The 12,713-nt window shown below is 36.3% G+C and carries 15 protein-coding genes; 5 read left to right on the top strand and 10 right to left on the bottom strand.

Going from position 1 to position 12,713, the window contains the following annotated elements; translation table 11 throughout:
• Positions 1 to 50: 50 nt before the first annotated feature.
• Both QLS97_RS01955 and QLS97_RS01960 read right to left on the bottom strand, forming a co-directional pair.
• Entirely contained in the window at positions 51 to 764 is a 714-nt protein-coding gene (locus QLS97_RS01955; RefSeq protein ID WP_099713896.1) for a 3'-5' exonuclease, read from the bottom strand.
• A gap of 164 nt (positions 765 to 928) precedes the next feature.
• Positions 929 to 1,399 (bottom strand): methylated-DNA--[protein]-cysteine S-methyltransferase, encoded by a 471-nt coding sequence (locus tag QLS97_RS01960; protein WP_282714000.1) that lies wholly within the window; start codon positions 1,397 to 1,399, stop codon positions 929 to 931.
• Between QLS97_RS01960 and QLS97_RS01965 the strand changes: the two genes are divergently transcribed.
• The gene (locus QLS97_RS01965; RefSeq protein ID WP_282714001.1) at positions 1,387 to 1,662 is read left to right on the top strand and encodes a hypothetical protein; all 276 of its coding nucleotides are present in this window, start codon (positions 1,387 to 1,389) and stop codon (positions 1,660 to 1,662) included. The genes QLS97_RS01960 and QLS97_RS01965 overlap by 13 nt on opposite strands.
• Here QLS97_RS01965 and QLS97_RS01970 read toward each other — a convergent pair.
• From QLS97_RS01970 to hemA, 8 genes are all read right to left on the bottom strand, one after another.
• On the bottom strand, positions 1,638 to 2,024 hold the full coding sequence (locus QLS97_RS01970; RefSeq protein ID WP_282714002.1) for a c-type cytochrome: 387 nt from the start codon (positions 2,022 to 2,024) through the stop codon (positions 1,638 to 1,640). The genes QLS97_RS01965 and QLS97_RS01970 overlap by 25 nt on opposite strands.
• A 37-nt stretch (positions 2,025 to 2,061) precedes the next feature.
• The gene (locus tag QLS97_RS01975) at positions 2,062 to 2,571 is read right to left on the bottom strand and encodes a DinB family protein (RefSeq protein ID WP_282714003.1); all 510 of its coding nucleotides are present in this window, start codon (positions 2,569 to 2,571) and stop codon (positions 2,062 to 2,064) included.
• Positions 2,572 to 2,573: 2 nt separating this feature from the next.
• The gene (gene hemB / locus QLS97_RS01980; protein WP_282714004.1) at positions 2,574 to 3,566 is read right to left on the bottom strand and encodes a porphobilinogen synthase; all 993 of its coding nucleotides are present in this window, start codon (positions 3,564 to 3,566) and stop codon (positions 2,574 to 2,576) included.
• A gap of 91 nt (positions 3,567 to 3,657) precedes the next feature.
• Positions 3,658 to 4,566 (bottom strand): oxygen-dependent coproporphyrinogen oxidase, encoded by a 909-nt coding sequence (gene hemF, locus QLS97_RS01985; protein WP_282714005.1) that lies wholly within the window; start codon positions 4,564 to 4,566, stop codon positions 3,658 to 3,660.
• 69 nt (positions 4,567 to 4,635) lie between these two features.
• Positions 4,636 to 5,661, bottom strand: coding sequence for a uroporphyrinogen decarboxylase (hemE, locus tag QLS97_RS01990; protein WP_039108302.1), 1,026 nt, complete (start codon positions 5,659 to 5,661; stop codon positions 4,636 to 4,638).
• Between the two features lie 22 nt (positions 5,662 to 5,683).
• Positions 5,684 to 6,367, bottom strand: a complete 684-nt coding sequence (locus QLS97_RS01995) for a uroporphyrinogen-III synthase (RefSeq protein WP_131914539.1) — start codon at positions 6,365 to 6,367, stop codon at positions 5,684 to 5,686.
• Positions 6,367 to 7,284 carry a hydroxymethylbilane synthase gene (gene hemC, locus QLS97_RS02000; RefSeq protein ID WP_428831765.1) on the bottom strand — a complete coding sequence of 306 codons (918 nt, stop codon included), beginning with the start codon at positions 7,282 to 7,284 and terminating at the stop codon, positions 6,367 to 6,369. Before hemC ends, QLS97_RS01995 begins: the two co-directional genes overlap by 1 nt.
• Positions 7,284 to 8,540: a glutamyl-tRNA reductase gene (gene hemA, locus QLS97_RS02005; protein ID WP_282714007.1), complete on the bottom strand. Its 1,257-nt coding sequence runs from the start codon at positions 8,538 to 8,540 to the stop codon at positions 7,284 to 7,286. Before hemA ends, hemC begins: the two co-directional genes overlap by 1 nt.
• A gap of 228 nt (positions 8,541 to 8,768) precedes the next feature.
• On the opposite strand from hemA, the gene QLS97_RS02010 reads away from it, so the two are divergent.
• The 4 genes from QLS97_RS02010 (at position 8,769) to QLS97_RS02025 (ending at position 12,696) form a co-directional block, all read left to right on the top strand.
• Positions 8,769 to 9,644: a helix-turn-helix domain-containing protein gene (locus tag QLS97_RS02010; protein ID WP_282714008.1), complete on the top strand. Its 876-nt coding sequence runs from the start codon at positions 8,769 to 8,771 to the stop codon at positions 9,642 to 9,644.
• 99 nt (positions 9,645 to 9,743) lie between these two features.
• Positions 9,744 to 10,799, top strand: coding sequence for a ferrochelatase (gene hemH, locus QLS97_RS02015; RefSeq protein ID WP_282714009.1), 1,056 nt, complete (start codon positions 9,744 to 9,746; stop codon positions 10,797 to 10,799).
• The gene (locus tag QLS97_RS02020) at positions 10,800 to 12,155 is read left to right on the top strand and encodes an MATE family efflux transporter (protein ID WP_282714010.1); all 1,356 of its coding nucleotides are present in this window, start codon (positions 10,800 to 10,802) and stop codon (positions 12,153 to 12,155) included.
• Complete coding sequence (locus QLS97_RS02025; RefSeq protein WP_282714011.1) at positions 12,142 to 12,696, top strand: CopD family protein; 555 nt, start codon at positions 12,142 to 12,144, stop codon at positions 12,694 to 12,696. The genes QLS97_RS02020 and QLS97_RS02025 overlap by 14 nt, the downstream gene beginning before the upstream one ends.
• The last annotated feature ends 17 nt before the right edge of the window (positions 12,697 to 12,713 follow it).

The raw sequence follows: 12,713 nt of genomic DNA on the forward strand, positions 1-12,713 counted from the left end.
GATGTTATGCACTAGTATTGATTTTTGAAATTGAAATTGCCATTGAATTTTTATACGTGAATAATCTCGTCTTCAATTAACAATTCTTCCCTTCGTAATCTCAAGAAAATTTGTGCTACGGCAATCGTGTCTTTTTCACAATAGGTTACAATGCGGTCAATGTCTTTATCTACATAAAAAACATGTCCTACCTGACTGCCGTCGATGTCGCCTTTTGGAGAAGGGATTCCAAGTACTTTACACATCAATTTTAAAGAAGTAAAATGTTTGTAATCGCCAAATTTCCATAATTCCAAAGTGTCCAAATGCGGGATTTCCCATGGTTTTTTCCCAAATAGGTTCAACTTATTGGGAATAGCAATTTGGTTGATAATCATACGTCGGGCAAGGAAAGGAATATCGAATTCCTTGGCATTGTGACCACACAAGACATGTTGCGGCTGATTGAAATGATTGTTCAGCAAATTATTGAAATCGAGCAATATTTTCTTTTCTTCACCAAAAAAAGAAGTCACCCTAAAATTTCGGATATCGCCTTTGATAGTAAAATAACCCACGGAGATACAAACGATTTTCCCAAACTCGGCCCAAATTCCCGCACGGTCGTAAAAATCCTCAGGCGTGTATTCGTCTTTGCGCTGGTATTGGGTTTTGTGTTCCCAAAGGTCTTTCATTTCAGCATCTAATGCATTGAAATCTTCGGCTTCCGGAACGGTTTCTATGTCGAGGAACAAAATGTTATTGAGATTTATTTTTTCTATCATCAGCTAGATTTGTTAGATTTTTTGACTTCTTAGATTTTTAGATTAAATACAAAAACCTAAATTAGTAAACTTGATTGATTTTTTTGAATCTGAGACAATCTAAATTTCTAAAAATCAAAGAAATCTAATGTGTCTAACCTTCTAAAAATCTAAGAAGTATGTTTTTAAAATAGACTTTGTTGTGTGGTTGGATTCTCATGCTCTAACAACCATTTTTTGCGCCATAAACCACCCGCATATCCTGTTAAGGAACCATCTGTTCCAATGACTCTGTGACAGGGAACGACAATCCAAAGCGGGTTTTTACCATTAGCAGAAGCGACGGCTCGTATCGCTTTGACATCGCCCAGTTTTTTAGACAAATCCATATAGCTACAGGTTTTCCCAAATGGGATTTCGAGTAATCCTTTCCAAACTTTTTGTTGGAATTCAGTACCTTTTGGATTCAGTGCAAAGTCAAAATTGGTTCGTTTCCCTTCAAAATAATCGTTGAGTTGCGTAACGGCTTCTTGCACAACAGCAGGAATTGTAGTTGAAATTTCTCCTTCATCCGAAACTGAAATTACAGATATTCCATTTTCATCGCCGATTATTGTAGCGATCCCTAAAGGCGTTTTGATGTATGCTGTTTCCATATTTTAAAGATAAAAAAATTAACCACATTGTTTCTAAAGAAGCAAGAAAGTTCAAAAATAAATACGCTCAAACAGTTTTAGACATAAAAAAAACCATTCGCAGAGACGAATGGTTCTTGTATTTTAGCCCCGATAGCAGCGACATCTCCCGATTTAGAAAAACAAGGCTTTTTAGCCGTAGTTTTTATTTATCGGGAATACAGCGTAGAGCGGGATTAGCTCCTGAAAAACGCCAGGATTATTTTAAATTTGAATATACGTAAGCTTCTAAGGCTTTCAATTCGTCATCAGACATCGCTTTGGTAACGGCGAAGTTTGTTTTCATTACTTCATACTGGCTTGGGTCAACAATAGGCTCGCCCTCACCTTTTAAAAACGTTACGATACTTGCGTTTTTATCTTTATAAATCTTAGCAATATCCTGCAGACTTGGCCCTATCACTTTCTTGTCTACTTGATGACAGGCCACACAATTTCCTTTTCCTTTGAAAATTTCTTCTCCTAATTCCTCTGGAGTTTGCGCAACTTCTTCGGTAGTGGTTGGGTATAAAGATTCTTTTTTGACTTCTTCTTTTTTACAAGAAGCAAAGGCTAAAACGGCAAATAAAAACAACGTCTTTCTCATGTTAATTTCTTTAATTATAAGTATCTAAATTGCAAAATTACCAACCAACATACTTGGGTGGTTGAATTCCATTCAGGTTCAAATATACTAAAATTTGCGCTCTGTGATGGGTAACATGATCTTGCATCAAGTTGAGTATTTGTAATTTTGATTTTGGACCAGCAAAAAAATCTACTTTTTGGGACAGTTCAATATTATTGGTTTTTTGTACAAATGTCTTTGCTTTATCAAAAGAGGCTTTTATTTCTTGGACGATTTGCGCTTTTGAAAGTCCTTTTACCGCTTCTTTTTTTACATATTTCTCTTTGGAAAAATGCGTTGTGCCCAACCAATTCATGTTGTCTTGTATGTGAAATAATTGTTCTCTAAACGACATTTCACGTTCAGCAGGTTTATAATCATATTTATCTTCCGGCATAGCTTCTGCAACGGCTACTAAATAATCTTTGGAATTATCCCATTTCTCGATGAAAGTGGAAACCACCTCAACTTGTGCAAAAATACTATTGGATAGCAATAAAACCGCTATTATTAAACATTTTTTCATTTCTATTTGTTTAAAAGTATTGCAGCTTCTTTAGCAAAATAAGTCGAAATTAAACTGGCTCCGGCGCGTTTGATACACATTAATTGTTCCATCATAATTTTATCATGGTCTAACCAACCTCTTTCGGCAGCGGCTTTAATCATCGCATATTCTCCCGAAACGTGGTATACCGTTACCGGAACATTTACGGCATTTTTGACTTCACGAACGATGTCTAAATACGCAATTCCGGGTTTTACCATAACCATATCAGCGCCTTCTTCCACGTCCCACAACGCTTCTTTGATGGCTTCAATGCGATTGGCATAATCCATTTGGTATGTTTTTTTGTCTTTTGGAATTTCAGTGGCGTCAACAGGAGCGCTGTCTAACGCATCACGGAACGGCCCATAAAATGCAGAAGCGTATTTAGCAGAATAACTCATGATACCCACATTGTGAAAACCGGCAGCGTCAAGACCTTCGCGCAAACGCAACACGCGTCCGTCCATCATGTCCGATGGCGCTACAAAATCGGCACCCGCTTGCGCATGAGAAACAGCCATTTTCACCAAGGCTGCATTCGTCGAATCATTTTCTACATCACGGTTTGCAATGATTCCGTCATGGCCATAAATAGAATACGGATCCAAAGCTACGTCAGGCATTACAATCATTTCCGGACAAGCGGCTTTGATGGCACGAATGGCATTTTGCATTAATCCGTTTGGATTCCAAGCTTCTTTTCCTGTATTGTCTTTTAAATTCTCGCTTACTTTTACATAAATATTCACGGCACGAATTCCCAATGCAAATATTTCTTTGACATCTTCTACCGTTAGATCTATAGAACGACGAAATATTCCTGGCATAGAGGAAATTTCTACTTGATAATTTTCTCCCTCAGCAATAAACATAGGAAACATAAAATCCGCTGGACTCAAACTGGTTTCACGAACTAAACTTCTTATGGATTCGTTTGTTCTTAATCTTCTGCCTCTGTGTAATGGGAACATATGATTTATGATTTTAGATTAGCGACTGCTGATTTATGATTTAAAACTAAATGTTGATAACAGAAAATCTGAAATCAAAAATCGTTAATCATCAATCTACAATCCAATTTTTTGGATTTTCTAATACGTTTACTAATTTTTCTTCTTCGCTTCCTGCTTCTGCGTGATGATCGTAAACCCATTGCACATGTGGTGGTAAACTCATCAAAATACTTTCGATTCTTCCGTTGGTTTTTAGACCAAATAAAGTGCCTTTATCGTGAACTAAATTGAACTCTACGTAACGACCGCGGCGAATCTCCTGCCACATTCTTTGTTCTGGAGTATACGGTAAATCTTTTCTTTTTTCAACAATGGGAACATACGCTTGCAGAAAACTATTACCAACTTCGGTTACAAAGTTGTACCAATCTTGCATTGACATTGTATCTGTTGCTTTGCAATAATCGAAAAACAATCCGCCAATTCCACGCGCTTCATTCCTGTGAGCGTTCCAGAAATAGGCATCACATTGTTTTTTGTTTTTGGGATAAAATTCTGGATTATGTTTGTCGCAGGCCGTTTTACAGGTTTGATGAAAATGAATCGCATCTTCTTCAAACAGATAATAGGGTGTTAAATCCTGTCCGCCACCAAACCATTGCTGGATTACGTTTCCATTGTCATCGTACATTTCGAAATAACGCCAGTTCGCGTGAACTGTTGGTGTCATTGGATTTTTCGGATGTAAAACCAAACTCAATCCGCAGGCAAAAAAATCAGCTTCGCCTACATTGAACATCTTTTGCATGGCTTCCGGTAATTTCCCGTGTACTGCCGAAATATTCACTCCGCCTTTTTCGAAAACGGTTCCATTTTCTATCACGCGGGTTCTTCCGCCGCCGCCTTCCGGACGTTCCCAAAGGTCTTCACGGAATTTGGCTTGACCTTCAATTGCTTCCAATCCTTTACAGATTTGATCTTGAAGGTTTTGTATGTAAGAATAAAATTGTTCTTTCATTATAAATTAATTTTCAGCAGCAGTTTTTCAATTCCAAAAATGGAAAGTAAAAACTGTGACTGTGACTGACTACTGATTGTATTCCTTCACTGCATCAATGAACGCTTTCGCGTGATCAACAGGAATATTCGGTAAAATTCCGTGACCTAAATTCACGATGTATTTATCTTTCCCGAATTCGTCAATCATTTCGTGTACCATTTTCTTAATCACCGGAATTGGAGACAACAATCTTGATGGATCAAAATTTCCTTGTAAAGTAATATTTCCACCAGACAAGTATCGTGCATTTCTTGGAGAACAAGTCCAATCCACTCCTAATGCTGATGCTCTACTTTTCCCCATTTCACCCAATGCAAACCAACATCCTTTTCCAAAAACAATCACCGGAGCATCATCAGCTAATGCTTCAATGATTTGGTTGATGTATTTCCATGAGAATTCTTGATAATCCACTGGCGAAAGCATTCCACCCCAAGAGTCAAAAATTTGAACGGCGTTTACTCCCGCTTTTACTTTTTCTTTCAAATATAAAATAGTGGTATCCGTGATTTTTTGCAATAAAACGTGCGCTGCTTCTGGATGTTGGAAACAAAATCCTTTGGCCATATCAAAACTTTTAGAACCTTTCCCTTCCACTGCATAACACATAATTGTCCAAGGAGAACCTGCGAAACCGATTAACGGCACCTCATCATTCAGCATTTCTTTGGTCAATTTGATAGCGTCAAAAACGTATCCTAATGTTTCATTTACATCTGGAACGATTACTTTTTCTACATCTTGAATCGTACGAATAGGATTTGGTAAAAACGGACCAAAATTTTCTTTCATCAACACTTCAATTCCCATAGCCTGTGGAATTACCAAAATATCCGAAAATAAAATCGCAGCATCCGGAGCAATTCTTCGTATTGGTTGTACGGTGATTTCAGCAGCTAATTCGGGCGTTTGACAACGGGTGAAAAAATCATATTTATCACGCAAAGCGATGAACTCCGGTAAATATCTTCCCGCTTGACGCATCATCCAAACTGGTGGACGTTGTACTGTTTCTCCTTTTAGTGCTCTTAAAAATAGGTCGTTCTTAATCATGTATTTAAATTTTAGCAGATAGCTAGATGCTTTCCGTTTTATAATATTCAATAACTTCCTCAATCACCTCTTCGATAGTTGGTGTTTCGGCAATTACTATGTTTTTAATTTTCTTTGTTTCTAATGCTGATGCTGTAGTAGTGCCTATGCAAAAACAAACTTCATTCTTGATTTTATTATTTGTCAAATAACTTTCAACGCCAGATGGACTAAAAAATAGAATTCCGTCAAAATTTTCTTGGTCTGATATTTTAAAAGGCGCAAGTGTTGTTTGATACACTTCGATTTCATTAAACGTTATTCCTGCGCTTTTTAATGCTTCAGGCAATGTTTCTTTACGCAAATTTCCGCTCAAAAAAGTATAGCTTTCCTTATTGTAAATTAAAGTGATTATTTCGGCTAATTCAGAGGCGTAATCCAAATAAACATCAACTGTAAATCCATGCGATTCAAGTAATTCCTTGGTTTTAATCCCTACACAAAAAACAGGTTTCGTCTTTAAAACTTCCCAACCGTTTTGTTCTATCAAACTTAAAACAGCATTTTGGCTGCTAAAAATCAAGTTGTTGTTGATTGTTTTCAGTTCAAAAAGGTTGTTTTTAATTTCGATAAAATCTTGTTCTAAAAGATCAAAATTAGCATCCAGAAATACTTGCCTTTGTTCTGCCGACAATGTTTTGGTGGATAAAATGCTTGTTTGGCTCATTATTTTTTCAAATTAATTTTAATTGCTGTCATCAATTCTGCTCCGCCATTTTCTAAAATTTCTTTGGCACAATAAAAGCCTAATTTCTTCCATTCTTGCATCGGAACGGTTTTTTCGATTTCTATTTTTTGCTTTCCATCGATAGAAAATAAAACGCCTTTAAACAAAATATCATCTTCTACAAAAACTGCTAAAGCACCGATTGGTGCCGTACAACCGCCTTCGAGTGTTTTTAAAAACTGTCTTTCAATATGTGTACATACTTCGGTATCAATATCGTTGAGTTCGTTTAGCGCTTGTCTACAAAATTCATCATTTGCCATTGCAACAACTACCATAGCACCTTGAGCCGGCGCCGGAATCATCCAATCCAAATCGATATAATTAGAAGGTTTCAAGTTGATTCTTTCTAATCCTGCTGCCGCAAAAACAGCTCCGTTCCAATCGCTTTCCTGCAATTTTTGCATTCTCGTGTTGACGTTTCCACGCAAATCCACTACTTTGTGATTGGGATATTTATTTAACCATTGAGCTTGACGACGCAAACTTCCTGTGGCAATTGTACCTTCCCCATTAAGAAAATCAAGGTTTCCTTTGTGTACTAAAATATCCAAAGTATTCGCTCTTTCCAGAACAGCGGCTTGTACAATTCCTATTGGCAAAGCCGTAGGAACATCTTTCATGGAATGCACCGCAATATCAACATCACCATTTATCATGGCGATATCAAGTGTTTTAGTAAAAATTCCTGTGATTCCTAATTCGTAAAGTGGTTTATCAAGGATAATGTCTCCTTGTGATTTTACCGCTAAAATTTCGGTTTTATACCCTAAATCATTTAGCTTCTTTTCGACGGTGTGGGCTTGCCAAAGCGCGAGTTCGCTGTCGCGGGTTCCTATGCGTATAATTTTGCTCATTATTTTGTAGTCGCTCCTATTTTGAAAACTTTCTCAATCCATTCAATACTTTCATCCACCATCGTATCATCATCTTTCAAATGGTTTGCAAAATGCGTCGTTATTTTTTGGATAATTCTGTTGCTGATTATTTCAGCTTGCTCTTCATTGAAATTTGAAATTTTCTTGCTTTGAAAATCCAATTCAGATGTTTTTATCGCATTCAATTTTGCTTTCAACGCATTGATTGTCGGCGCAAATTTTCTGCCTTTGGTCCACGTAATAAATTCTTCTTTGATTTCTTCGATGATAGCTTCAGCAGCAGGAATGTGTTTTTTTCTATTTTCTAAAGTTTCGTCTGTTAGTTGTGACAAATAATCCATGTGAATCAGCGTAACGCCTTCAATTTCTTCTACATTTTCATGCACGTTTTTCGGAATCGATAAATCCAAAATCAAGATTGGTTTCTTCAAATTTAGAATCGCTTTGTCTATCGTTGGATTTTGTGCGCCGGTTGCTACCACAACAACATCTGCTTTTTGTAGTTCCAAATGCAGTTCAGAATAATCTTTTACGATTAGGTTCAATTTTCCGGCTAATTTCTCTGCTTTCTCTTTGGTTCTGTTAATTAGGGTAATATGTTCGTTTTTAGTGTGTTTTACTAAATTTTCACACGTATTTCTCCCAATTTTCCCAGTACCAAACAAGAGAATATTTTTGTTTCCAATGTCTTGCACATTGTTGATAATATAACGAACTGCGGCAAAAGAAACCGAAGTGGCGCCAGAACTAATTTCTGTATCTGTTTTTATTTTTTTACTAGCTTGGATAACGGCATTCACTAATCGTTCCATAAAAGCATTGGCTAAGCCCAGCGATTTTGACTGTGAAAAGGAATTTCTTATTTGGGCAATAATTTCAAAATCACCAAGAATCTGACTGTCTAAACCAGTTCCTACACGAAACATGTGGCTGATGGCTTCTTGATTTTTATAGACAAAACCTACCTTTTGAAATGATTCAACAGAGCCTTGACTATTCTCGCAAATTAATTTGATTAATTGAAAGGGATGTTCCGCGTAACCGTAAATTTCAGTACGGTTGCAGGTAGAAGTGACTATTAAACTCTCTATTCCTTCATTCTTAGCTTGTTCCAGCAAACGCGTTTTTGCAGCAGCGTCTAAACTAAACTTACCTCTAATCTCAGCATCTGCTTTTTTATAGCTCAATCCAACTGCGTAAAAATAGTGATGCTTTGATGTGTTATTGTTTTCCATATTTGCACTTTTCCAGAAAGTGAAACAAAATTAGAACTATAGTATTTATAAAAGTAACGCTAGAAGTACTTTTTGTATCGCTATGTGATTTTTTAGTTTTAAATCGTTGTTTTATTATAAAAACCCTTATTTTTGTAGCATAAACGGGTGATTTTAATTGCTTTATTTAGAGTGTTTCTAAATAAAACAATCTGATAATTATCATTTTTACATTAAAAAAACATCGCTATGGGTTCCCAAGAAATTATAAAAATTGAAGATGACTTTATCTTAATTCGCTTTCAGAATGACGGCACCGATGCCTTTCAAGCCCAACGTGAAGTGAGCAGCGGATTGATTCAGTTTCATTTTGGATTAAAAGGAAACGCAAAATTCATTTTCAACCAAGGAAACTATGCATTGGAACTGAAAGAGGAAAAATCATTGCTTTTGTACAATCCACAAAAGGAACTGCCTTTGAATCTGGAATTAGCCCCAAATTCCTGGGTAATATCCGTGATTATTTCCATCAAAAAATTTCATGCTTTGTTTTCGACAGAGGCGGATTATATTACTTTTTTAAGCGCTGATAATAAGGACAAAAAATATTACAACGAAGGGAATATTAGTCCCTCGATGGCAATTGTGTTGTCCCAGCTGTTCCATTACAGCTTGCATCCGTCCATAAAAAACCTGTATTATAAGGGAAAAGGATACGAATTATTGAGTTTGTATTTCAACCGAACCGAAGATCCAAATGCAGAACAATGTCCGTTTTTAATTGATGAGGATAATGTAATGAAGATTAGAAAAGCCAAAGAAATTATCATTGCCAACATGGCCGAACCGCCTGGATTACAAGAATTAGCAGATGAAATAGGTTTGAATCTAAAGAAACTAAAAATGGGTTTCAAACAAATTTATGGCGATACGGTTTACGGATTTCTATTTGACTACAAAATGGATTTTGCCCGAAAATTACTGGACAGCGGCTCTTACAATGTAAACGAAGTAGGATTGAAAATTGGATACAGCACCGGAAGTCATTTCATAGCTGCGTTCAAAAAGAAATTTGCCACCACGCCAAAGAAATATTTGATGTCGATAAATCCAAATATGCAGTAAACAATTGATTTCTTATATTAAACAATAAATAAAAAATAGTTAATCGCAATTTATAAAAAAGTAAGTTTATTTACTTTTGTGCCAACAAAAAAAGACAAAATGAAAGGTGTATTATTAGTTAATTTAGGTTCTCCGGAAAGTCCAACTCCAAAAGACGTAAAACCATATTTAGATGAATTTTTAATGGACAAATACGTAATTGATGTTCCGTTTTTGTTGCGAGCATTATTAGTTCGTGGGATAATTTTACAAACAAGACCTAAAAAATCGGCAGCCGCTTACGCAAAAATATGGTGGGACGAAGGTTCTCCACTTGTCGTTATTTCCAAAAGAATGCACGCCAAAGTAAAGCAATTAGTTGATGTTCCTGTTTCCTTAGCGATGCGTTATGGAAATCCATCTTTATTGTCCGGTTTACAAGAATTGCATGATAAAGGTGTGAATGAAGTACTGCTTTTTCCGTTGTATCCACAACATGCGATGGCATCTACAACTACCATATTAGAACTAGCCGAAGAATTGCGTAAAAAGCACTTTCCGGAAATGAAATTTACTATTGTTCCAGCTTTTTATAACAAACCTGATTACTTACAAAATCTGGCTGATTCTATCAAAGGTCATTTAGAAGGTTTTGATTACGATCATTTATTATTCTCCTATCACGGAATTCCAGAGCGTCACATTCGCAAGACAGATATCACCAAATCACATTGTAAAATAGACGGTTCTTGTTGCAACACGCCTTCACCGGCACATGAATTTTGCTACCGTCACCAATGTTACGAAACCACAAAACAAGTGGTAAAATTACTGGGAATCCCAGAAGGAAAATACAGCCAGACATTTCAATCGCGCTTAGCGGGAGACAAATGGTTGACGCCATATACCGATGTTGAAGTAAACAAAATGCCTGAAAAAGGAATTAAAAAACTTGCCGTTGTAACGCCTGCTTTCGTATCGGATTGTTTGGAGACTTTGGAAGAAATTGCCATGGAAGCCAATCATGAATTTAAAACTCATGGTGGTGAAGAATTCTTAGCAATTCCGTGTTTAAATGACAGCGATGATTGGTGTAAAACTGTGAGTAACTGGATTTCAAATTGGTCAAACGTCTCTTCATCCGTTAAAGTTGACTCCGAAAAAATTAACGATTAAATGGCTGTTACCGCCGATGAGTTAGGAACTCAGGACATCAAAAAACTCTTGATAAAACAAGCAGTTCCGTCTTCTATTGGGATTTTATTCATGTCGGTTAATATTTTAATTGACACTATATTTGTTGGTCAATGGATTGGTTCTTTGGCCATTGCGGCGGTAACCGTAGTTTTGCCTATCACCTTTTTGATTTCTTCTTTAGGAATGGCAATTGGTGTGGGCGGAGGTTCTGTACTTTCCAGAGCATTGGGAGCGAATCATAAAGAAAAAGCATTGCATACTTTTGGCAATCAAATCATGATGACTTTTTTATTGGCATCTGTTTTTGTGCTATTTGGTCTTTTTTTCAGCGACGAAATGCTGCTGCTTTTTGGTGCGAAAGGAGCCATAATGGAGCCCGCAAAAGAATTTTTTATTCCTATAATTATAAGCGTTCCGTTCTTGGCACTTTGCATGATGGGAAACAACGTGATTCGTGCAGAAGGCAAAGCCAAATTTGCAATGGTCGCTATGATTATCCCGGCTTTTATAAATATTTTATTAGATATTATTTTTATAAAATACTTGAATTTAGGAATGTTTGGCGCTGCTTTGGCGACAGCCATATCCTATTTTACCTGCTTCTTATTTGTGTTTTGGTTTTTTTATTTTAAAAGTGAACTACAACTAAAAGCCAGGCATTTCAAATTCAACATTCCTATTGTAAAGGAAATAACAGAATTGAGTTTTGTAACCTTTTCGAGACAAGGAGTCGTGAGTATTTTAGCAATAATCCTGAATCATACTTTATACACCTATGGTGGTGAACATTCCGTTGCTATTTATGGAATTATAAGCCGAATGTTGATGTTTGCCTTGTTTCCAATTCTGGGAATTACGCAAGGATTTCTGCCAATTGCTGGTTATAATTACGGAGCAGGAAATTATGAAAGAGTCCAAGAAAGTGTACTGCTTTCTATAAAATACGCCGCCTTTTTAGCCACCGTTATTTTTGTGGTTATTCTAATTTTTGCCAAACCTATAGTCGCTATTTTTACTACAGATTCACTCGTGATTGACCAAACTCCGGAAGCCTTACGCTGGGTTTTTGCAGCTTCGCCAATTATTGCTGTTCAACTAATTGGTGCGGCTTATTTTCAAGCGGCGGGAAAGGCAAAAAAAGCATTGCTTTTGACCTTAAGCAAACAAGGTTTTTTCCTGATTCCGTTAGTGCTGATTCTACCAAATTTTTTAGGTATTTTTGGAGTGTGGATTGCATTCCCAATTGCTGATATTTTATCAACATTATTGACTGGCTATTTTCTAAAAAAAGAAATGAACACAAAACTGATTCAAACTAACGATGGAATACTATAATTACCTTAAATCCTTACACCTCATCTTTGTAATCACATGGTTTGCAGGATTATTTTACATTGTTCGTTTATTTGTTTACCAAATTGAAGCGGCACAAAAACCTTCGCCAGAGAAAGAAATATTGCAAAAACAATACAAAATAATGACCTATCGCTTGTGGTACATTATCACTTGGCCATCAGCAGTTTTAGCCAGCATATTTGCTTTTTGGATGCTGTTTTTTACTGATTTAGGACGTTCTTGGTTACAAATGCCTTGGATGCACGTAAAACTTGGCTTCGTATTTGTGTTGTATTTATACCATGGAAAATGCCATCAAATATTCAAGCAATTGCAAAATGATGAAGTGAAATATTCCACAAATTTCATGCGTTTGTGGAACGAAGGCGCAACGATTATCCTTTTTGCAGTGGTTTTTTTAGTAATTTTAAAAAATGCGGTCAATTGGATTTATGGTGTAATTGGAATCTTTCTCTTTTCCATTTTAATTATGCTTGGATTTAAATTTTATAAAAAAATAAGAGAAAGAAATCAATCTTAATATGTTTAAAAGCTTCA

It is taken from the genome of Flavobacterium yafengii (genome assembly GCF_030010375.1).
GTDB classification, from domain to species: Bacteria; Bacteroidota; Bacteroidia; order Flavobacteriales; family Flavobacteriaceae; genus Flavobacterium; species Flavobacterium yafengii.